The sequence below is a fragment of the Maribacter hydrothermalis genome (genome assembly GCF_001913155.1).
GTDB lineage: Bacteria > Bacteroidota > Bacteroidia > Flavobacteriales > Flavobacteriaceae > Maribacter > Maribacter hydrothermalis.
The window spans coordinates 526688-550069 of record NZ_CP018760.1 but is presented as its reverse complement, the minus strand read 5'-3'; the positions used below and the strand labels follow the sequence as shown (position 1 = coordinate 550069).

Genomic DNA, 23382 nt, shown 5'->3' with positions numbered 1-23382 from the left:
ATAGTATGTCTGAGACAAATGTAAAAGGAACTTAAATTTTGGGGCAAATTATTAGTTTAAACGCGAAAATATCGTTCATACTGCGTATAGCTACGATACGGTGTGTTTTAATTCTTACAATTACAATTGAATTGTATGAAAAAGGAGTCTCTAATTAGAGACTCCTTTAATTGAGATATATATGTTTTAAGAGATTATGTCTTCGGAGATTCTTCTTCTGCTTTTTCAATTTTAATAGTTAGTTCTTCACTTTTCTTATCAAGGTCTATATAAATACTATCTCCCTCCTTAAGTTTAGAGTTTACTATTTCCTCTGCTAAAGCATCTTCAATATATTTCTGTATTGCTCTTTTAAGAGGTCTAGCACCGTATTGTTTGTCAAAACCTTTCTCAGCAATATAATCTTTAGCTTCATCGGTAAGATTTAAGTGATAACCAATATCCTTAATTCTTTTAAACAATTTAGTTAATTCAATATCAATTATTTGGTGAATATGTTCTCTTTCTAGAGCGTTAAATACAATTACATCATCAATTCTATTTAAGAATTCGGGAGCAAAAGCTTTTTTAAGAGCATTTTCAATAACTCCTTTTTGATGTGAATCTTCTTGAGATTTTTTAGCTGAGGTACCAAAACCTACACCTTGTCCAAAATCTTTTAATTGTCTAGCACCTATATTAGATGTCATGATAATTATCGTATTTCTAAAATCTATTTTTCGACCAAGGCTGTCCGTCAAGAAACCATCATCTAAAACTTGAAGTAGCATGTTAAACACATCTGGATGCGCTTTTTCAACCTCATCTAATAGAATTACGGAATAAGGTTTTCTTCTAACCTTTTCTGTTAATTGACCACCTTCTTCATAGCCAACATATCCCGGAGGTGCCCCAACTAATCTAGAGATGGCAAATTTCTCCATGTACTCACTCATGTCAATACGAATAAGAGCTTCTTCAGAGTCAAACAGTTCCTTAGCCAAAACTTTTGCTAGTTGAGTTTTACCCACACCAGTTTGTCCTAAAAATATAAATGATCCAATTGGCTTATTAGGGTCTTTAAGTCCGGCTCTATTACGTTGTATAGCTTTGGAAACTTTTGCTACTGCTTCATCTTGCCCAATTACATTGGATTTAATCAACTGTGGTAAACCGGCGAGTTTGTTGCTTTCGGTCTGGGCAATTCGGTTAACTGGTATTCCACTAATCATGGATACTACATCGGCAACATTATCTTCACTAACGGTTTCTTTATTTAGTTTACTATCATCTTCCCAACGTTCTTGGGCAATGGCAAGATCTTTTTCTAAACTTTTTTCATCGTCACGTAACTTGGCGGCCTCTTCATATTTTTGTTTTTTAACAACGCTATTTTTAAGTTCACGCACATCTTCTAATTTCTTTTCCAATTCTAGTATTTGTTTTGGAACGTCCATATTCACGATATGCACTCTAGAACCTGCTTCGTCAAGTGCATCAATTGCTTTGTCTGGTAAAAAGCGATCGGTCATGTATCTGTTGGTCAATTTAACACATGCTTCTATTGCTTCGTCTGTATACCTTACATTGTGGTGGTCTTCGTATTTACCTTTAATGTTATGTAAAATCTCAATAGTTTCATCAACAGATGTAGGCTCAACGATTACCTTTTGAAAACGTCTTTCTAAAGCGCCATCTTTTTCAATGTATTGTCTGTACTCGTCTAAAGTAGTAGCGCCAATACATTGAATTTCACCTCTTGCTAAGGCCGGTTTAAACATGTTAGAAGCATCTAAGCTTCCTGTTGCACCGCCAGCACCAACGATAGTATGTATTTCATCTATGAACAAAATAACATCATCGTTTTTCTCAAGTTCGTTCATTACTGCCTTCATGCGCTCTTCAAACTGGCCACGGTATTTTGTGCCAGCAACTAGTGAAGCTAAATCAAGAGTTACAACTCTTTTGTTGTATAGAATTCTTGATACTTTTTTATTGATGATGCGTAATGCAAGTCCTTCTGCAATGGCACTTTTACCAACACCAGGCTCACCTATAAGTAACGGGTTGTTCTTTTTTCTTCTACTAAGAATCTGAGAAACCCTTTCTATTTCTTTTTCACGACCGACTACCGGGTCTAATTTATTCTCTTCGGCCATTTGAGTTAAGTCTCTGCCGAAATTATCTAAAACAGGAGTTTTGGATTTTTTAGTTCCTTTCTGGCTAGAGGCCGCACCAAAAGTACTTTCCTTACTTTCAGATGCGTCATCAGAATCACTTGGGAAAGATTCGGCCGTAGGACCGTCTACCATATCGTCATCACTTGTAATCATAAATTTAAATTGTTCCTTAACGCCATCATAGTCAACTTTTAACTTATGTAAAAGTTTCGTAGTAGGGTCATTTTCGTTTCTAAGAATACAAAGTAAAAGATGAGCTGTATTTATTGAAGAACTCTGAAAAAGTTTAGCTTCTAAAAATGTTGTTTTTAAAGCACGTTCAGCTTGTCTTGTTAAATGCAAGTTCTTTTTATCTTTTTGTACGCCGCTTGCGTTTGGGTTAGAAGGACTAAGAATTTCTACTTTTCTTCGTAAATGATCTAAATCAACTTCTAAAGCATCTAATATGCTAATAGCCTTCCCGTTTCCATCTCTAAGAAGTCCTAGCATTAAGTGCTCGGTTCCGATAAAATCGTGACCAAGGCGTAATGCTTCTTCCTTGCTATATGCAATTACATCCTTTACTCTTGGGGAAAAATTATCATCCATATAATTAATTATCTTCTATAAAATTACTAAATCTCATTCAATCAATGGCAAATACCATACCTATAATCGTTAAAGTTATTGTAAATCGCATGAAATGGGAGTCTGAGTGGGTAAAATAGTCCGTATAAATTAAAAATTAACATAAGTTCGTCATGTGTTAATAAATTATAATATTAATCGACCTACTTATTCTTAGAACGCTTAGGATTTAAGTATATTGGCATGCTTTTTTACTAATTAAAAAACAGAAGATTTTAAAATGGCTGACGGTGAAAAATTGATTCCTATTAATATCGAAGATGAAATGAAATCTGCCTACATTGATTACTCAATGTCGGTCATTGTGTCACGAGCCCTGCCAGATGTCAGGGACGGGTTAAAACCTGTACACAGAAGAGTTCTTTTTGGAATGCATGAATTAGGAGTTAGGAGTAATAGCTCTCATAAAAAATCTGCTCGTATTGTCGGGGAGGTTTTAGGTAAGTATCACCCGCACGGGGATACTTCTGTATATGACGCAATGGTGCGTATGGCCCAGGAATGGAGTCTGCGATATATGCTTGTGGATGGTCAAGGTAACTTTGGTTCTATAGATGGTGATAGCCCTGCGGCTATGCGATATACCGAGGCCCGAATGCGTAAGATTGCAGATGACATGCTCGTGGATATTGAAAAGGAAACGGTAGATTATCAACTGAATTTTGATGATTCGTTGAAAGAACCGACCGTATTACCTACTAGGGTTCCTGCTTTATTGGTTAACGGAGCGTCTGGTATAGCCGTAGGTATGGCGACAAATATGCCACCACATAATCTTGCGGAAGTAGTTGATGGTACGGTTGCCTATATAGAAAACAATGATATTGAAATTGACGAGCTGATAACTCATATTAAAGCACCTGATTTTCCAACAGGTGGTATCATATATGGTTATGACGGTGTCAAGGAAGCTTTTCATACAGGAAGGGGGCGTGTAATGATGCGTGCCAAAGCAACTTTTGAAGAGGTACAGGGTAGGGAGTGTATTATTGTTCATGAGATTCCTTATCAAGTGAACAAGGCGGATATGATTAAGAAAACAGCCGACCTTGTTAATGATAAAAAGATTGAGGGGATTTCAAACATTAGGGACGAATCTGATCGTAACGGTATGCGTATCGTTTATATTTTAAAAAGAGATGCAATTCCTAACATAGTACTTAATATGTTGTTTAAGTATACAGCATTACAAACTTCATTTAGTGTTAATAACATTGCCTTGGTTAACGGAAGGCCTCAGTTATTGAATGTGAAGGAAATGATTCATTATTTTGTGGAGCATCGTCATGAAGTTGTAGTTAGACGTACTCAGTTTGAATTAAAAAAGGCAGAAGATCGCGCGCACATTTTAGAAGGATTGATCATTGCTTCAGATAACATTGATGAAGTAATTGCGATAATAAGAGCTTCTAGTAATGCAGATGAAGCGAGAGCAAACTTAATAGAGCGCTTTAAATTAAGTGAAATACAGGCGAAGGCTATTGTGGAAATGCGATTGCGTCAGCTTACTGGTTTAGAGCAAGATAAACTTAGAACAGAATATGACGAGATAATGCTTCTTATTACGGATTTGAAGGATATCCTTGATAAGAAAGAGCGTAGGATGCAAATCATAAAAGATGAGCTTCTTGAAATTAAGGATAAATATGGTGATGAAAGAAGGTCTGTCATAAATATTGCAGGTGGAGACCTTAGTATGGAAGATATGATCCCAGATGAGCAAGTTGTTATTACTATTTCTCATGCTGGTTATATAAAAAGAACGCCTTTAACGGAATACAAGACACAAAATAGAGGTGGGGTTGGTCAAAAAGCATCTTCAACTAGAAACGAAGATTTCTTAGAACATCTTTTTGTAGGTACTAATCATCAATACATGTTATTCTTTACTCAAAAAGGAAAATGTTTCTGGATGAGGGTATTTGAAATTCCCGAAGGCAGTAGAACATCTAAAGGTAGAGCAATACAAAATCTTATCAATATAGAGCAAGACGATAGTGTAAAAGCATTTATTTGTACGCAAGATTTAAAAGATGAGGATTATGTAAATAGCCACTTTGTTATTATGGCTACTAAAAAAGGTATCGTTAAGAAAACATCTTTAGAACAATATTCAAGACCACGACAAAATGGTATTAATGCAATTACTGTGCGTGATGGTGATGAATTGCTAGAAGCAAAATTAACCACGGGAACAAGTGAAATATTCTTAGGCCTTAAATCTGGTAAAGCTATTCGTTTTGAAGAAAGTAAAACTAGGCCAATGGGAAGAAATGCATCTGGTGTTCGTGGTATTACTTTAGCCAATGATGATGATGAAGTAATAGGTATGGTTTCCGTGCATAACTTTGAAGATGAAATTTTAGTAGTTTCAGAGAAGGGTTATGGCAAGCGATCAAGTATCGAGGATTACAGGGTAACTAATAGAGGTGGTAAGGGTGTTAAGACAATCAGTGTCACCGATAAAACCGGCGGACTTGTTGCTATTAAAAACGTTACCGATTCAGATGATTTAATGATCATTAATAGATCGGGAATTGCAATTCGTATGAGCGTTGAAGATTTACGCGTAATGGGAAGAGCAACACAAGGTGTTAGGTTGATCAATATTAAAGGAAACGATTCTATTGCAGCAGTAGCTAAGGTGATGAAGGAAGAGGAAGAAGATTTAGAAGAATCGGAAATTCTTGATATTGAGGTCGATACCGAAGATGGCACAGAGATTGATAAAGATGATACTGATGATCAAACATCATAAATTTTAAACACTAATAATTAATATATTAAAAATGAAAAATAGGATATTACTTGCAGCGGCATTGACTTTTACGATGGTTGGTTTTGCGCAAAAAAATGAAATAAAAGATGCGGAAAAAGCATTAAAATCTGGTGATGCCGCTGCCGCCCAAACGGCTATAGAAGCTGCATCGGGTACTATTGCATCTGCAGATGAAAAAACACAGGCGCAATATTATTTTACAAAAGGTAAAATTTATAGCGATTTAGCTAAAAAAGGAAATAATGATGCATTTGAGAAATCTGCAACATCCTTTAAAAAAGTTATTGAGCTTGAGGAGAAATCAGGTAAGAAAAAATATTCTGATGAAACAAGTCAGTATATGAATGCCTTAACTGCAGATCTTGTCAATTCAGCAGTAACTGATAATGGAAATCAGAAATTCAAAGAAGCTGCGGAAAAATTATACATGAGTTACACTTTGAGTCCAAAAGATACTTCTTATTTGTATTATGCGGCAGGAAGTGCTGTTAATGGAGGTCATTATGAAATGGCATTAGATTACTACAATAAATTACAAGATGTAGGTTATGACGGTAGTGGAACTGTATATAAGGCAACTAATGATGCATCTGGTGAGGTAGAGGAAATGGATAAGGTACAACGTGATTTAATGGTGAAATCTGGAAGCTATTCAAATCCTATTGACGAAAAAACGCCATCAAAAAAGGCTGAAATTGTAAAGAATACAGCTTTAATTTATACGCAATTAGGTCAAGATGAAAAAGCTTTAGAAGCCTATCAAGCAGCCCGTAAGAATGATCCAGAAGATGTAAACCTTATTCTTAATGAGGCCAACCTATATTTTAATCAAGGAAACAAAGACAAATTTAAGGAGTTAATGGCTCAAGCTATAGCATTGGCCCCAGATAATCCAGATCTTCATTATAATGTTGGTGTTATTAATATGGAGCAAGAGAATTATGTTGATGCAAGAGCTTCATACAAAAAGGCGATAGAAATAGATCCTAATTATACTAACGCATATTTAAATCTTTCTACTACCTATGTTAATGAAGGTAACGGTCTAATTGATCAGATGAACTCTTTAGGTAATTCTAGAGCGGATATTGCAAAGTATGAAGAATTAAAGAAGACAAAAGATAGTTTGTTTAAGCAAGGTGCAGATGTTTTAGAAGCAGCTTTGAAAACTAGTCCGGATAATGAAAATGTAATGACTCAACTAAAGAATATATATGGAGCAATGGGTGATAATGAAAATTTCATGAAAATGAAAAAGTTATTAGGAGAGTAAATAAATCTTCTGTTATAATTAAAAAGGCCCTCTAAGGGCCTTTTTTTATTATTTAATTATCGGAAATAGGTGCATTTAAGTCTAAAGTCATTACTATAAATGCCTATTTAATCTATAATACGGTCAATTCTCACTTTTCATTGAGGTCAATTATTTAATTATTTTCCATGACAATATCAACGTATTTAATAAATTCTTCGGCCTAATCAAAAAATATCTTATCAGCAGCTTCATTTTCTTCAATAAAATAAGTAGTGTTCGTAGCGTAGATTTACTTACAGCTGTTCTAAAAAGGAAGCAGCTATTTATTTTGGGATATTCATAAAAAGCAAAGGTATTTTAATTAATACTTTATAGGCAGTACTTTGTTAAAACGTACTTCAATAAAAGTAATTAATAAGTAGGAGGTCTAAGATATACTTGAACCAAGTAAATAAGGTATTGAAGTTTGGTTTCTTGCTTTTGTAAAGGTAACAAGCTCTGCTGTAATTTTCCGTTTTTTATAGTGCTCTTAAATGAAAATTTATTTTATAGAATAAAAAAATTGGTTATTTATAAACCAGCATTCACAGTTGTTAAAAATTGAATTTACTCGCGACAACTTTTTCTATATTCCAATATTTTAAAATGATCACCGAACAAAAGTTGAGTGATCATTTCAAATATTTTATTAGGAAAACTACGTATAGGGCTAATGCTTAAGTTGCATATACCTTTTTGCACACGATGCCTACTTTAGATTCTTTCAATAATTATAGCAGATGCACCGCCTCCGCCATTACATATTGCCGCGGCACCAAGTTTTGCGTTGTTTTGTTCTAATACATTTAATAAAGTAATAAGTATTCTAGCACCAGAACATCCTAGAGGGTGGCCAAGAGAAACTGCGCCGCCATTTACATTTACATTCTTATCATTTAAACCTAATAATTTCATGTTAGCAAGACCAACCACTGAAAACGCCTCGTTAAACTCAAAAAAGTCTATAGTATCAATTGTTAAGTTAGATTTAGCTAAAGCCTTAGGAAGTGCTTTTGCTGGCGCAGTGGTAAACCACTCTGGCTCATGAGCGGCATCTGCATAGCTTTTAATAATTGCTAAGGGTTTTAAATTTAATTCATTTGCCTTTTCTCTACTCATTAGGACTAAAGCTGCTGCACCATCATTTATGGTTGAAGCATTAGCAGCGGTAACGGTACCATCTTTTGAAAATGCAGGTCTTAAATTAGGAATCTTATCAATAAAAACATTGCTAAACTCTTCGTCTTTGTTAACTATTTTCGGTTCTCCTCGTCTTTGTGGAACGGCAACTGGTATAACTTCATTATCAAATTTACCATCTTCCCATGCCTTTGCAGACCTTGTGTAGGATTGTATGGCATAAGCATCTTGATCTTCCCTACTAAATTCATATTTAGTAGCGCAAGCATCAGCACATACACCCATAGCATTTTCGTCATATGCGTCTACTAAACCATCCTTTTGCATACCATCTATAAGCGTAGTAGGCCCAAATTTAGTGCCAGTTCTCATTTCTACGTAATGCGGAATTAGACTCATGTTTTCCATTCCTCCTGCAACAACAATGTCAGCATCGCCTATAGCAATTGCTTGAGCACCTTGCATAACAGCTTTCATACCCGATGCGCAAACCTTATTTATAGTAGTACAAGGAACTGTATTTGGTATTCCTGCAAAAATGGCAGCTTGTCTTGCTGGTGCTTGACCAGTACCAGCTTGTACAACATTGCCCATTAAAACTTCATTAACCAAGGCAGGGTCCAAGTTTATTTTTTTTAATGCGCCTTCAATAGCGATAGCTCCAAGTTTTGGAGCGGGCATTGTTGATAATGCACCCATAAAACTTCCAATGGGTGTTCTTACAGCTGAAACAATAACAACCTCTTTCATGTTTTTCTTTGTTTAATTTTACAAAATTACTAAATTCTATAGCAACCAATTGGATATCGTATCAATTACTAGTTATCAGAGTATTATTTTCTATTTTTGATAAACATATTAATTCATACTTTTTGGATAATCTCTACAAACAGCAGTCGCTAATTTTTAAGTATATACTATATATAGCTTCGGTGGCTTTTATTGTCTTTTTTCTGCCTAAGGGAGGTAAATTTAAATATGAGTTTCAAAAAGGAAAGCCTTGGCAATATGAAAATCTATATGCTCCATTTGATTTTTCAATAAAAAAAACAGATAAAGAAATTGAAAAAGAGAAGCAGTCCATTGAAAGTAGTCAACTGCCTTACTATTATTATGATCAAGCAATCGTTGAAAATGTAGATGAAAAATTTATTATACGGTTTGATGAAAAATGGAATTCTATAGAATTAAGAGTTAATCAGAAAAACCGTTTAAAAGCTGTTTCTAAAATTATATTAGATTCTATTTATGCAAGGGGAATTTTGCAGAACAATGGTAAACAAGTTCAACGAGATTTTATTTTTTTAGTTAAGGACAATGAAGCAAAAAAGGTAAGAGTTACTGAGTTTTACAGGGTAAATGAAGTTAATAGGCTAATAAATACAATTTTAGCGCAAAATAATTTGTCTGTTTTTGAGAACGAAACGCAATCCCTTTTTTTTGATTTAATCACCCCAAATGTAAACTTCGATAATAATCTAACTCAAAAAGCTAGAGATGAAGCCCTTTCAAAATTATCGTATACCAGAGGTACTGTTGATCAGGGAAGATTAATTATTGCCAAAGGGGAGGTAGTAGAGGCAGAGAATTTAAAAGTGTTAGAGTCCCTAAAGGACGAGTATGAATCGGAATTATGGACAGCCAGTAATTATTACTATATACTCATAGGTTATACTGTGTTGGTTGCTCTTGTTTTGATAATGCTTTTCCTATTCCTTAAGAAATATAGAAAAACGGTTTATGATAATAATGTCAAGGTAACTTTTATATTTTTTAATATATTGTTAATGGTATTTATAACCACCATGGTCGTTAAATATAATGATCAATTGGTTTTTGTGGTGCCGCTGTGTATACTTCCCTTAATTCTAAAGACCTTTTTTGATGCTAGGCTAGGTTTATTTGTACACGTATTGGCTGTATTAATTTTGGGCTTTGTAGTACCAAATAGCTTTGAATATATTTTTCTTCAAATTATTACGGGAATCGTAACCATATTAACGGTATCTGAATTATATAAAAGAGCTAATTTATTTGTAAGTGTAGGGCAAATAACTCTAATCTATATTATTGGTTATTTGGCATTCCATACTATACATGAAGGGGATTTAAGCGATATAGAATGGTTTACCTTAGGTCTTTTTCTTTTAAATGGAATGATTACATTATTCGTACAGCCATTAATTTATATTTATGAAAAAGTATTTGGTTTAGTATCAGATGTATCGCTCTTAGAACTTTCAGATACGAATTCTAAACTATTAAAAGAACTTTCTAATAAAGCTCCAGGTACATTTCATCATTCTTTACAGGTAGCCAATTTAGCCGAAGCGGCAGCCAATGAAATTGGAGCAAATGCTATGTTAGTAAGGGTAGGGGCATTATATCATGATATAGGTAAAATGAACGACCCAACCTTTTTTACCGAAAACCAGATTACGAATGTAAATCCGCATGACGAATTAAGTCCTTTAGATAGTGCTAGAGTTATAATTGATCATGTAATTAAAGGTATTGAAATTGCACGAAAGAATAATATTCCTGACAGAATTATAGACTTCATTCGTTCTCATCATGGTACTACAATGGTTTATTATTTTTATAAAAAACAAAAAGATATAGGCGAAGAAGTAAATGAAGAGAATTTTAGGTACCCTGGGCCTTTACCATTTTCACGAGAAACAGCCATTTTAATGATGGCCGATTCTGTTGAGGCAGCATCAAAAAGTTTAAAAAACCCTACCTTTTTGATTATAGATGAGTTTGTGGATAAGATAATTTCTGGTCAAATGAAGGCGAACCAATTTTTAAATGCCGATATTACTTTTAAGGAAATAGAAACAATTAAGAAAATCTTTAAACAAAAGCTTATAAATATCTATCATTTGCGTGTGGAATATCCTGAATAACAGGGGTCTAAATTTTTATTAAAAAAAAGACTGAAAATAGTTGTGTAAAACCACTTATACTTATACATTTGCATCCGCTATTAAAGGCGAAAGTTCATTGAAGAATTACTGGAGAGGTGCCTGAGTGGCCGAAAGGAGCGGTTTGCTAAATCGTCGTACCCTAACAAGGGTACCCAGGGTTCGAATCCCTGTCTCTCCGCAACTATATGTTGAGAGACATATTTTTTGATAACCAATTCGGGGTGTAGCGTAGCCCGGTTATCGCGCCGCGTTTGGGACGCGGAGGTCGCAGGTTCGAATCCTGCCACCCCGACTTAAAGCCACTGAGAAATCAGTGGCTTTTTTTGTTTTATGAATTTAAGCCTAATATATAACTTATTAGTATTTGAAATGCAATCCCAACTTAGGCATTGTTTTATGTTTAAAATTTTTTTGTGTTATTCAAGAATAATCATAAAACTTATTATTTAATTTTCTTAATCAAATGATTTGGAAAGTCCATCGTATTCTCACAGCATATTTGCTCCATTACCTGTTGTAATTCGGTCTTTAATAATGAAATCGTATGGTTTCCGCCTTCATTACCTAAAGCGGCAACTCCGTACATAAACGAACGACCTAAAAAAGTGAATTCAGCACCAGAAGCCATTGTTCTCGCAATATCTGGACCAGAGCGTAAGCCGCTATCCATCATAACTTTTATTTGATTACCGTATTTTTCTGCAATTCTCGTTAACGGTCTAATAGTAGATTCGCCGGCATCTAGTTGTCTACCGCCATGGTTAGAAACAATAATACCATCCACACCTAAACGAATTGCTTTCTCTGCATCCATTTCAGAAGCAACACCTTTTAGTACCAATTTTCCTTTCCACATATCGCGAATAGGTTTTATTTTCTCTTCATTTAATCTACCTGTAAAGGTTTGGTCCATGAATTTACCTAGCTGTTTTAAATCTAGATTTTTAGGCATGTAGGGTTTGAGTGTTTCAAAATTTGGTTGTCCGTGAATAAGTGTTTTCATTGCCCATTCTGGTCTACCTAAAATTTGAAGAATATTTTTTACGCTCATTTTTGGTGGCATTGCCAAACCATTTCTAATATCTCTAGGACGAAAGCCGAAAGTAGGTACATCTGATAAAATGACCAGAACAGGGCATTCTGCCTGTGCAGCTCTTTGGATCATATCATCTCGTAATCTATTCTCGGTGGGGTGGTATAATTGAAACCAAGCCTGACCTTCGGTAATCTCAGAAATTCTTTCGATACTACTGGTAGATACCGTACTTAGAATAAAGGGAACGTTATGCTCGAATGCTGCCTTTGCCAATATTTCTGGAGCATTGGGCCACATCAACCCTTGTAGACCTACAGGTGCAATACCGAATGGTGCATCATAAGTATGACCGAACAACTCGGTTTTCATATCAGAACCCGTGTGTTTGCTTAAATAGCTAGGTGTCAACTCAACCTCTCTAATTTCAGACGTGTTTTTAATAAGGTTTACATCTTCATTACATCCGCCGTCCAAATATTCAAAAGCGAATTTTGGAATCTTCTTCTTTGCTTTGTTTCTTAGGTCGGTAATAGAAGGGTAACTATTATTGATGGCAAGTTTGGCTTTGCTCATAATTCAAATATTTTGTTCATTAATCGCCATTTTTCTCCTGGATTTGAGTTAGGTATGGCTTGTTGGTATTTCCACATTAAGGTTTCCCATTCTTGTACTTTGGCATTATTTTCGTCTGCTTCTTGCTTCTTCTCAAAAGAGAACAATGAGTTGGTTTCCATAATCATGAAGAGCCTGTTTTCCACTAGATAAATATCTAAATTTTCTATGTGTGAACCTTTGATACTTTCAATAATTTCAGGCCAAACATTTTTATGATACTCCACATATTCTTTGATTAGGGTAGCATCATTTTTTAAATCTAGGGCAAAACAATGTTTTTCATTTTCCATGTTAGCTCTGGTAACGTTTATTTGTCATTTGCCCGTAAAGCGCAATAACTACAAAACAGATTAAAGGTAATATGAATGAAAAGTTCACTTCAGATAAGCCTATTATTTGGGTATCGTTAACTCCGAATCCGCCAATATCGATAATTTTACCTTGTAGACCCGGCATTAAAGCGCCACCCACAATAGCCATTACAAGACCGGCGGCACCAATTTTAGATTCCTCTTCTTCTAGGTTTTCTAGTGCAATGCCATAAATAGTTGGGAACATTACAGACATGCACAGGGACATAGCAACAAGACAATAAAGCCCTATTTGACCTACTAAAAACATAGTGCCCAATGATGCTATAATAGCGGCAATCGCGTAGATTAATAATAGTTTTCCAGAAGAAATAAATCGCAACAGATATGTGCCGATAACTCTGCCTACTAAAAATAAAATAAAGGCAACAATCTGATAATTGGCGGCGGTTTCACTATCCATACCAATAGCTTCAGCATATTGGTAAATGTACGTCCAGCACATAATTTGCGCACCTACGTAAAAAACTTGTGCGACTACACCAAGGACATACTTTTTATTTTTTTTCAAAGAACTAAAAGTGTGGCTTAAACTAGGTATAGAGCCATCACCTTTAGATTGTGGCATTTTGCTAACGGCTATCAGTACCAATATCGCCAAAATTACCAACCCCAAAATAACATAGGGATCTCTAATCACCATTAAGTCAGATGTTCTGATTATTGATTTTTTAGCTTCGGATAAAGCACTATAGTTTTCAATATCGTCTGATTGTAAATTTTTAAGTACGAATTGCTGCGCAACCAATAGTCCTAATAATAGACCAATAGGGTTAAAGGCTTGTGCCAGATTCAATCGTTGGGTGGCAGTTTTGGGGTCTCCCATTGCCAAAATGTATGGGTTTGCGGTAGTTTCTAAAAATGCGAGTCCAAAGGTTAAGATATAAAGTCCTAAACAAAAGAACCAAAATTGCTCTGTGATAGCGGCAGGATAAAAAAGTAGTGCACCTGCTGCATAAAGAGCTAATCCAATAAGCACACCTACTTTATAAGAATACTTTCTAACGAAAAGCGCTGCAGGCAAAGCCATGCAAAAGTAACCCCCGTAAAAAGCCATTTGTACCCAAGCCGCTTGAGAATTAGAAAGTTCCAAGACTTTTTTAAATGCTTGTACCATTGGGTCAGTAACTGCATTTGCAAAGCCCCAAAGCGCAAATAGAGAAGTTATAAGAATAAAGGGTAGCAACGTTTTAGTGGCTACTATGGGAGTTTTATCGGTCTTTGACATTGGTGGTTTGTTTTGTTGTTAGGTGAAGTATGGGTAGTGATGTCAATACTATAATGCGCGATCTAAATGACTATAGCCGCCATCGACAAAAATGAGTTGCCCTGTGGTGTGGCTTGACTTTTCAGATAATAGGAATGCGACCGTATCTGCAATTTCATCAGCTGTGGTCATTCTATTTTCCAAAGGAATATTTTTGGTGATTTTATCAAGTCGTTCTTCGGGATTTGGAAAAGATTTGATCCAACGGTCATATAATGGTGTGTAGCATTCTGCAACGATAACCGCATTTACACGAATGGAGTAGGGTAGTAGTTCAACCGCCCATTCTCTAGTAAGTGCATTTCTACCACCGTTCGCAGCAGCATAGCCAGAAGTACCGCCTTGCCCTGTAACCGAAGTTTTTGAGCCTATATTTACAATGGCACCTTTATTCTTTTTTAGTTCAGGTAGGGCGTAGTGGGCCATCATATAATAATGGGTAAGGTTTCTTGAAATAGACCGCATAAAATCATCATGATTTCCTTCCTCTAGACCAACAGAATCGTTGACACCGGCATTATTTACCAAGCCGTCAATTCTTCCAAAACGGGCGATACAACTATCAACAGCTTCTTTACATTTTTCAGGATCGGTAAGTTCAGCAAAGGCATAACCCGCTTGACCCCCTTCTTTTTCGATTTCGGAAATTACGGAAACAATATTCGCTTTATTTCTACCTAAAATATAAGGTATGGCACCTTCCTTAGCGAGACTGATGCTTATACCTCTACCAATTCCCGATGAGCCACCAGAAACTATTATAATTTTGTCTTTCAGTTTTAAATCCATCGTTGGTATATTTTAATTAGTTGATTTAATGAGTATTTAATCCGTAAAAATTAATGGCATTTAAACCCATTATTTGTTCTTGTTCTGAATTGTTTAATTGCTTGATATAAGATGTAATTATCTTTTTGTTTCTAGAATAACTACCAGCTAAAAGGCAAACGGGCCAATCGGAACCGAACATCAGGCGATTTGTACCAAAAGCTTCAAAAACCGCATCTAAATAAGGTGTAAAATCCTGATTTATCCAATTGCTCCAATTAGCTTCGGTGGCTAAACCTGAAAGCTTACAATGAACATTTGGGTTTTTGGAAAGAGCTTTGATTGCTAATCTCCAGTCATTTATTTCCCCAGATTTTATAAGAGGCTTTGCAATATGATCTAGAACAAATTTTTGGTCAGGAAATTTTGAGACTAGCTTCGTGATATTTTCTAATTGGTGTGGAAAAACTAAAATATCATAGGTTAAATCTAATGGAGCCAATTTTTGAATACCACCCATAAATCCATGGTCTAAAATAAAATCCTCTTTTTCTGATTGTAATATATGTCTAACACCTTTAAAAAGTTTGTTTTCAGCAAAATGCTCTAAGCGTTTGTTTACATTGTTATCACAAAGATCAACCCAACCTACAACACCTTTTATAAAATTGTTTTCAGCAGCCAGTTTAAGTAAGAATTTCGTTTCGTTTTCAGACTGATCAGCCTGTACTGCAATACAGCCATCAACATTATTTCTAGAAAGTACAGGTTTTAAGTCACTAGGTAAAAAATCGCGCTGAATGATTTTCATAGTGTTATCTATCCAACTATCTCTAATTGGGTCATACTTCCAAAAATGCTGATGGCTGTCAATAATCATTTTGTATATGCCTTGGCAACTTGTTTAGAGCTTCCTAATTTTTCTATTCCCAATTCAACTACATCACCTGGGTTAAGGTATTTAGGAGGGTTAAAACCTAAGCCAACACCAAAGGGCGTTCCTGTAGAAATGATATCGCCAGGCAACAAAGTCATATATTGACTGATGTAACTTACCAATTCTGGTACATTGAAAACCAAATCTTCTGTATTGCTATTTTGTAAAAGTTCTCCGTTTACTTTAAGCCAAAGATCTAAATCATGTGGGTTACTAACTTCATCCTTAGTGGCTAAAAATGGGCCCAAAGGAGCAAAGGTGTCACAACTTTTACCCTTTACCCACTGACCTTCTTTTTCTAATTGAAACTCCCTTTCACTATAGTCATTATGTAACATATAACCAGCAACATAATCCATAGCATCAGCCTCTTCAACGTAACTGGCTTTTTTGCCAATGACAACGGCTAGCTCAACTTCCCAATCGGTTTTCTTACTGTTTTTAGGAATAATTACATCATCATTAGGGCCTACAATTGCAGAAGTTGCCTTGAAAAATAAAACAGGTTCTGTAGGTACCTTCATTCCGCTTTCAGCAGCATGTTTTGCGTAATTTAACCCTACACAGACAATTTTAGAAGGTTTTTTTAGAGGAGGACCTAAACGGGTACTCTTGTCTATTTTTGGAAGGTCATCACCTTTTTCGTCAATCCAAGATTTAAGTCGGGCCAAGCCATCGTTTTCAAAAAACAATTCATCATAATCTTCACCAAACCCAGAGATGTCAACCCATTCGTCGTTTTCAAGTACTACACCCGGTTTTTCATTTTGCGGTGTTCCAAATCGTATTAATTTCATGTTATATATTTTAACCGTTAAGTTTTATGAATCCCCCATCAATAGGAAAATCCGTTCCAGTAATAAAAGAAGCTTCGTCTGAGCAAAGGTACAAAGCTAGATCAGCTACTTCTTGTGGTTTGCCCATTCTACCAATAGGTTGAGTGGCAGAAAGATTTTTGAACATTTCATCTTCCTGCCCAGGGTAATTTGCTTTTATAAATCCGTCAACAAACGGCGTATGAATTCTGGCCGGTGAAATACAGTTACAGCGAATACCATCTTTAATATAGTCTTTTGCAATAGAATATGTCATAGTTAATATAGCCCCTTTACTCATGGAATAAGCAAAGCGATCATCAATACCCACACTAGATGCTATCGATGCCATGTTAATAATGACTCCACCATGTTTCTTCATACTAGGTATTAATGCGTACATGCAGTTGTACGGTCCTTTAACATTGACATTGTAAACGCGGTCCATATCTTCCTCAGCGGTTTTTTCAATGTTACCAATGTGGGCTATACCCGCATTATTTATTAGAATGTGCACATCTTGCTGAGTGGTAATTTTCTCTATAACTTCAATTACTTGCTGCTGATCAACAACATTACAATTATAGGATGTTGCTTGTCCGCCCTGTTCTTTAATTAAATTTACAGTGTTTTTTGCATTGTCGGCATTTAGTTCTAAAATATGAACATTGGCCCCTTGTGCAGCAAATGTGGTTGAAATTGCTTGACCAATTCCGCTGCCACCACCTGTTATTATTACGTTTTTACCTTTAAGGTTAAACTTCATGTTTCTGTAGTTTATTTGTTCTTTAATTCTTCTTTCCAAAATGCCCCGTTGGGAAAAGAATAAGTATCTAAAGAATCTTCTTTCATTGTAATACTATATCCTGGTAATTTAGGAGGCATATAAGCACCGTTTTTAATAACCACTGGTTCATAAAAATGCTCGTGCAAATGATCCACGAATTCTATTATCCTATTTTCCATAGACCCGCTAATAGCTATATAATCTATCATGGATAAGTGTTGTACATATTCACATAGACCAACCCCGCCGGCATGCGGACAAACGGGAATATTAAATTTCGCAGCCATTAACAAAATAGCCAGTATTTCATTTACGCCACCAACCCTACAACTATCAATTTGGCAAATACCAATGGCACCAGCTTGCATAAGCTGCTTAAAGATAACTCTGTTTTGGCAATGTTCGCCAGTTGCAACCTCAATAGGCTTAACTGCCTTAGCAATTTTTGCATGACCTAAAATATCATCAGGGCTTGTGGGCTCTTCAATCCACCAAGGATTAAATTTTTTTAGTGATTCCATATTGGTGATAGCTTCATCAACATCCCACTTTTGGTTGGCATCCATCATAAGTTTTAAATCGTCCCCAATTTCTTCACGAATAATTGCGGCACGTCTCATATCATCATTTAGGTCAGAACCAACCTTAATTTTCATATGTTTAAAACCACTTTCTTTTGCTTCTCTACATAGGCGTCTCATTTTATCATCAGAATAACCTAGCCAACCCGCAGAAGTGGTGTACGCAGGGTAACCTTTATCTTTTAAATGAGCAATACGCTCTTGTTTAGTAGCTTCTTTTTTACTTAAAAGCTCAAGAGCTTGTTGTGGTGTTATAGCATCAGTAATATAAGTGAAATCTATACATGAGACCAATTCAGCAGGAGTCATATCTGCCAATAGTTTCCAAAGTGGTTTCTTTTCTACTTTGGCATATAAATCCCAAACAGCATTTACAATTGCACCTGTTGCCAAATGTATAACCCCTTTTTCTGGACCTAACCAGCGTAACTGACTATCACCAGTAATCATTTTCCAAAAACCACCCAAGTCTGAGGTGAAACTTTCTAAAGATTTTCCTTTAATTAAATGAGAAAGCGATTTTATAGCCTGTGTACAAAGTTCATTTCCTCTACCTATAGTAAAGGTGAGTCCGTGTCCCTCAAAACCGTCCGGAGAATTTGTTTTTAATATTACGTAAGCAGCGCTATAATCTGGATCCGGATTCATAGCATCTGAACCATCTAAAGACTTACTAGTAGGGAAGCGGATGTCCCTTGATATTACGTCAGTAATTATAATAGAGTTTGACATTGATTTTGTTTTATCCAAAAATATTGGAACAGATGACCTAAAACCACCTCATAAAATACCAGATTCGATACTTTTTTTGCATAAAGCTTATAAATGTTTTCGATGTTGGCTTAAAAATGAAGAAGGAGATTCGTTTTTAATAATTTTAAATTGGCGATTAAAGTTTGAAATATTTCCGAATCCGCATGCATATGCAATTGAAGTGATGCTCTCTTTATTTTCCAGTAACATTTTACAGGCAAAACCTATTCGTATTTCATTTAAAAATCTGGTAAATGGTTTTCTATGTGTGCTCTTAAAAAATCTACTGAATGCAGAGGCGTTCATGTTTGCTAATTCTGCAACATCTTTAGAACTTATTGGTGTGTGAAAATTTTGATACACATATTCGTAAATAGTATTTAACCGCTTATTTTCTGTTTGATGAAAGGTATTGATAAAACCATTACTAGATAATAAGGTATAATTTTTGTTTTGCTCAAGCTTGCTTAAAATTTCAATTATTCTCGTTATTTTAATAGCAGGGTCAAGACTATTTAAATTTTTTAATTCATTTTTTATAGTATCTGTAACATTGAGAAATTTAATACCTTGGGATGCTTTCGTTAAAAGATGAGAAATGGGTTGCATTTCTGGAAGGGATAAAAACTCTTTACCAACGAAATTATCTTTAAAATGTATAGAAACAGCTTGTGCTGTAAGTGTAGAATGTTTATCGAAATAAGCTTCATCATTTAACCACATATGTGGCACATTTTTGCCAATTAATATCACCTCGCCAGCTTCGAATTTTTCAATACTATCACCAACAAATCGAGTTCCGGTACTTTTAATAATATAGACTAATTCTAGCTCTTCATGAAAATGCCAAACCTTCAAAAAATTCTTATAATTATTTTGAGATACCGTAATTGATGTATTACCAATACTGGACCTATCTAATAAATGAAGTTTCATTTTATGAATTTATTACAAAATACGCACTATTTATAGATGTATAAAAAATATGTAATAATTATTGCAAATGTATGATGTGATAGGTTGGTTGTATAATGATTATTGGGCATAAAAAAAGAGAGAAAAACGGAATAAGTTCTTCTCTCTTTTGCAGATAAATTATTCGGTAAGCTATAAGACTGTTACCGATGTACTAATATCTTGTCTTATCGTTCTTAGAAGCCCAATTATTAAAAACTTCAACAGCTTCTTCTTGTAGCATTTGTTTAAAGTGAATTTGTCTGTCTTGCATATCCACTTCTAATTCGTCATAAATAAACTGGTCATCGAAATCAATCGCTTTTGCATCTGCTTTATCGCAACCGAAATATACCGCCTTAGGCCGTGCCCAATAAATAGCACCAAAGCACATAGGGCACGGTTCGCATGAGGTATAAATAATACAATCTGTCAGTTGAAAATCATTTAGTTTTTTACAGGCATCTCTAATAACTACCATTTCTGCATGTGCAGTAGGGTCATTTGTTGAGGTTACCTTGTTATGACCTTCGGAAATAATCTTTCCATCTTTTACAACTACGGCACCAAATGGTCCGCCTGCATTTGAGTTCATTCCTTTTGCAGCCATTTCAATAGCTCTTCGCATAAAAAACTCGTGATTATTTGTCATATATTATAAATTTTTGAAAATCTCAATTAACTAAATTGGGCAGCAAAATTAAGTATTTAGTTGGCTTGTGTTTTGAAAACCACAAAATGATTTTATCGTTAAAATGGAAAATATTGAAGAAACCACTATTTCTAAATAAAAATCTAAAATATTTTTTGATCCCAATAAATTATGCGGCTTAAAGCTTTTATATTTCAAAAAATACGAATGTTTTAATTGCTCGATTTCGGTCCAAATTCATTGTTTTTTCAATTTAACAGGTCAGTTTTATCTTTAACCTTAAAACATCTTTCTTCCCCTAAATAGAGCGGATTTCCATGTTTTTCAGACCAAAATCCGTCTAAAACATCTTTGTTAATACACTGGTATACGACAACACCTTTGTAAACATTGTTATCTTCACCAGAATATCTAAAGTTTATAACCAGAATATTATTCTTAAAGAATCCGGTGCCTGTTTGCTCTTGGTTGGTATTGATAGTCCATTTTGCTACAATTCGCAAATTTGCATCCAAAGATAAAATCAGCGTGCCTTTGTAAGAGTTTGATTCTACATCTTGGTTACTTCCTATAATATCATATTGTCCAACTAAATCCTCAACCGTCATATATTATTTTGAATGGCTAAAATATTGAAAAATTAACGCATCGTTTCTTGAATCAAGGAAAAGGTTACCATCAAACTTTTTGTAGAATCCTTAAAAAATGGCAATCTTTAACTTTAATTGAAAATGAAAGTAAAACAAATATGAAGAAAGCTATTTTAATATGTTTGGTGTTTTTAAGTGTTGGGATAATGGGTTATGCTCAAGAAGAACAGTACGGTGATAATCAGCCATATTCTTCATATTGGTTTGTAAAAGAACTATTGCAATGGTCGCCAGAAAGTGATAAAGACGCTAAGTTCAACATCAGTCAAGTAGCATTGGCAAATCGTTTTTTAAATGACTCAATAGATTTAGATGAAAATGCCAATAAAATCCCCGGTATTATAGCATTGATGGCGCCACATACGACCAATTTTCATCCATCGCAAGGGTTTTCAACTGTAAAACAATATGCGTTTCCTTTTTGGCAATACATAGATTATTTCGTGCAATGGGGTGGTTCGGCCAATGAAGGAATCATTGTGCCACCAACGGCATTTTGGACAGATGCCGCACATAAGAATGGAGTAAAGAGTATTGGTACTGTATTTTTTCCGCCCAATGTATATGGGGGGAAAGAAGAATGGGTATACGAATTTCTAGTTAGGAATGCCGACGGGAGTTTTCCCGTAGCAGATAAACTTATTGAAGTTGCCGACACCTATAATTTTGATGGATGGTTCATAAATCAAGAAACGTATGATTTGGTAGGTGAAATGGGGGAGTTAATGCAACAATTTATAGCATATTACAGAACACAATCAAATTTAAAATTGGTGTGGTATGATGCCATGATAGATGATTCTAGGGTAATATGGCAAGATGAGCTGAATAACCACAATCAAATGTATTTTCAAAAAGGGGATAAAAATATGTCCGATGTATTTTTTATCAATTTCAGGTATAATGAAGTCAATTTAGAAGATAGTAAAAAAGCAGCCCGAGAACTGGGTAGAAGCGAGTGGGACCTATATGCAGGTATAGATGTACAATCTAAAAGTTTTAAAACTCCCGTAAAATGGGATATGCTTTATAACGATGGGAAACCAAATAATACATCAATAGGAATATATTGGTCTAATGCTACTTTTGATATATCAGAAACTAAAACACCCGAAGATGTTTATATTAATGAGCAGAAATTCTGGAATGGCGGTCCATCAATCGAAACTAGATTTGGGTCTAGCAAATGGTTGGGTTTTGCAGATTATTTTGAACCACGTAGTGTTATCAACGAATTGCCTTTTAAAACTAATTTTAATTATGGCTTAGGTCGTTTTTATAATGATAAGGGCAAGACTGTTTCTGAAAAAGAGTGGCATAATCTAAGTATACAAGATGTGTTGCCAACCTGGCAATTTAAAGTGGATAGCACCAAGGTAAAGGCGGCAATTAGTTTTGATGAAAGTTATGAAGGCGGTAGCAGTTTGTACTTTGAAGGAATTTCAAATGCAGATTTTCCTTTATACAAAACCAAACTAAATTTAGATCAATCTTTAAACCTTCAGGTGGTAACCAAGACATCTGGGAATATAAATTTGCAAATCTATTGTCAACTATCTAACGGAGAGACTTTGACATTTCCTTTAAAGAAATCTAGTTCATGGTTTACGAATTCTATTTCTATTCCTAAGCGAAAAAATATATTACTATCCAAAATAGGATTAATAACGAAAGGAGAAGGTAAAACATTTCTTGGAGAGCTATCCATGTACTATAAAAAGGAAAAAAAACCTACTACTTCTTCTTTCACTGTAGAGACTTTTACTAAGGAGAATAGCTCAGAATTATATATTCATTTCAATGAAAAATCAGAGAATGTGTATCATAATATGTACTTTTTAAATGCCAAAAATGAAAAAGTCTGGTTAGGTAAAACTACTTCACAAGATTATTATATATCCAACATTCCTGTAAAAAACGGTAAAATTAACTTAGCGGTACAATCTGAAAGTTTTGGAGGTGAAAAAGGCAAATTAATACGTAAACTGATAAATGTTTCTAAATAAGGCACTCTGTCATTTTAAGTAACGCAATAATATAAAATTCTTGGAGTAATAATAACTTATAAACTGGTACTTTAATGAGCAGCATTGTCGTGTTAGAATACCATTTTAATAATTAAGTAGGATTTAAAAGGTATTCAGTTAACACATTTTAAAGAGCGTTAAATATGTTAAAAATAGATTTAGATTAAACCTTTCTATTTTTTCTGTGTCCTATAAAATAGCATTCTAAAAAGGCGTTTAAATTTCTTGTAGCACCTTGAT

Annotated in this window: 17 protein-coding genes and 2 tRNA genes; 6 read left to right on the top strand and 13 right to left on the bottom strand. The window is 34.8% G+C overall.

From position 1 onward, the window contains the following. Nucleotides 1-194: 194 nt before the first annotated feature. Entirely contained in the window at nucleotides 195-2747 is a 2553-nt protein-coding gene (locus BTR34_RS02455; RefSeq protein WP_068486602.1) for an ATP-dependent Clp protease ATP-binding subunit, read from the bottom strand. Nucleotides 2748-3006: 259 nt separating this feature from the next. Here BTR34_RS02455 and gyrA point away from each other — a divergent pair, with 259 nt between their 5' ends. Beyond that, nucleotides 3007-5544 carry a DNA gyrase subunit A gene (gene gyrA, locus BTR34_RS02450; protein ID WP_068486604.1) on the top strand — a complete coding sequence of 846 codons (2538 nt, stop codon included), beginning with the start codon at nucleotides 3007-3009 and terminating at the stop codon, nucleotides 5542-5544. Between the two features lie 31 nt (nucleotides 5545-5575). Continuing rightward, nucleotides 5576-6838, top strand: a complete 1263-nt coding sequence (locus BTR34_RS02445; RefSeq protein ID WP_068486606.1) for a tetratricopeptide repeat protein — start codon at nucleotides 5576-5578, stop codon at nucleotides 6836-6838. 735 nt (nucleotides 6839-7573) lie between these two features. Here the strand turns inward: BTR34_RS02445 and BTR34_RS02440 are convergent. After that, nucleotides 7574-8749 carry an acetyl-CoA C-acyltransferase gene (locus BTR34_RS02440; RefSeq protein WP_068486609.1) on the bottom strand — a complete coding sequence of 392 codons (1176 nt, stop codon included), beginning with the start codon at nucleotides 8747-8749 and terminating at the stop codon, nucleotides 7574-7576. Nucleotides 8750-8871: 122 nt separating this feature from the next. Between BTR34_RS02440 and BTR34_RS02435 the strand changes: the two genes are divergently transcribed. The 3 genes from BTR34_RS02435 to BTR34_RS02425 all read left to right on the top strand — a co-directional run bounded on the left by BTR34_RS02435 (nucleotide 8872) and on the right by BTR34_RS02425 (nucleotide 11221). Next, entirely contained in the window at nucleotides 8872-10908 is a 2037-nt protein-coding gene (locus BTR34_RS02435) for an HD family phosphohydrolase (RefSeq protein ID WP_068486713.1), read from the top strand. Nucleotides 10909-11018: 110 nt separating this feature from the next. Next, a tRNA-Ser gene (locus BTR34_RS02430) sits at nucleotides 11019-11107 on the top strand. Nucleotides 11108-11146: 39 nt separating this feature from the next. After that, nucleotides 11147-11221 (top strand) — tRNA-Pro (locus tag BTR34_RS02425). Nucleotides 11222-11371: 150 nt separating this feature from the next. Here the strand turns inward: BTR34_RS02425 and BTR34_RS02420 are convergent. The 11 genes from BTR34_RS02420 to BTR34_RS02370 all read right to left on the bottom strand — a co-directional run bounded on the left by BTR34_RS02420 (nucleotide 11372) and on the right by BTR34_RS02370 (nucleotide 21073). Beyond that, the gene (locus BTR34_RS02420; protein ID WP_068486611.1) at nucleotides 11372-12538 is read right to left on the bottom strand and encodes an alpha-hydroxy acid oxidase; all 1167 of its coding nucleotides are present in this window, start codon (nucleotides 12536-12538) and stop codon (nucleotides 11372-11374) included. Further along, nucleotides 12535-12870 (bottom strand): L-rhamnose mutarotase, encoded by a 336-nt coding sequence (locus BTR34_RS02415; RefSeq protein ID WP_068486613.1) that lies wholly within the window; start codon nucleotides 12868-12870, stop codon nucleotides 12535-12537. The genes BTR34_RS02420 and BTR34_RS02415 overlap by 4 nt, the downstream gene beginning before the upstream one ends. Nucleotide 12871: 1 nt before the next feature. Beyond that, complete coding sequence (gene fucP, locus BTR34_RS02410) at nucleotides 12872-14179, bottom strand: L-fucose:H+ symporter permease (RefSeq protein WP_068486615.1); 1308 nt, start codon at nucleotides 14177-14179, stop codon at nucleotides 12872-12874. Nucleotides 14180-14227: 48 nt separating this feature from the next. Then, nucleotides 14228-15007, bottom strand: a complete 780-nt coding sequence (locus tag BTR34_RS02405) for an L-fucose dehydrogenase (protein WP_068486617.1) — start codon at nucleotides 15005-15007, stop codon at nucleotides 14228-14230. A gap of 25 nt (nucleotides 15008-15032) precedes the next feature. Further along, nucleotides 15033-15866 (bottom strand): amidohydrolase family protein, encoded by an 834-nt coding sequence (locus BTR34_RS02400; RefSeq protein ID WP_068486619.1) that lies wholly within the window; start codon nucleotides 15864-15866, stop codon nucleotides 15033-15035. After that, a complete protein-coding gene (locus BTR34_RS02395; RefSeq protein WP_068486621.1) occupies nucleotides 15863-16720 on the bottom strand; it encodes a fumarylacetoacetate hydrolase family protein in 858 nt (285 codons plus the stop codon). Before BTR34_RS02395 ends, BTR34_RS02400 begins: the two co-directional genes overlap by 4 nt. A 10-nt stretch (nucleotides 16721-16730) precedes the next feature. Next, entirely contained in the window at nucleotides 16731-17504 is a 774-nt protein-coding gene (locus tag BTR34_RS02390; RefSeq protein ID WP_068486715.1) for an SDR family NAD(P)-dependent oxidoreductase, read from the bottom strand. Between the two features lie 11 nt (nucleotides 17505-17515). Next, nucleotides 17516-18838 (bottom strand): L-fuconate dehydratase, encoded by a 1323-nt coding sequence (locus BTR34_RS02385; RefSeq protein WP_068486623.1) that lies wholly within the window; start codon nucleotides 18836-18838, stop codon nucleotides 17516-17518. 87 nt (nucleotides 18839-18925) lie between these two features. Next, the gene (locus tag BTR34_RS02380; protein ID WP_068486625.1) at nucleotides 18926-19795 is read right to left on the bottom strand and encodes an AraC family transcriptional regulator; all 870 of its coding nucleotides are present in this window, start codon (nucleotides 19793-19795) and stop codon (nucleotides 18926-18928) included. A gap of 193 nt (nucleotides 19796-19988) precedes the next feature. Then, nucleotides 19989-20465 carry a nucleoside deaminase gene (locus BTR34_RS02375; RefSeq protein ID WP_068486627.1) on the bottom strand — a complete coding sequence of 159 codons (477 nt, stop codon included), beginning with the start codon at nucleotides 20463-20465 and terminating at the stop codon, nucleotides 19989-19991. A gap of 248 nt (nucleotides 20466-20713) precedes the next feature. Then, a complete protein-coding gene (locus BTR34_RS02370) occupies nucleotides 20714-21073 on the bottom strand; it encodes a hypothetical protein (RefSeq protein ID WP_068486629.1) in 360 nt (119 codons plus the stop codon). A 140-nt stretch (nucleotides 21074-21213) separates the two neighbouring features. On the opposite strand from BTR34_RS02370, the gene BTR34_RS02365 reads away from it, so the two are divergent. Then, nucleotides 21214-23121, top strand: a complete 1908-nt coding sequence (locus tag BTR34_RS02365; protein ID WP_157483946.1) for an endo-beta-N-acetylglucosaminidase — start codon at nucleotides 21214-21216, stop codon at nucleotides 23119-23121. Nucleotides 23122-23382: the final 261 nt, after the last annotated feature.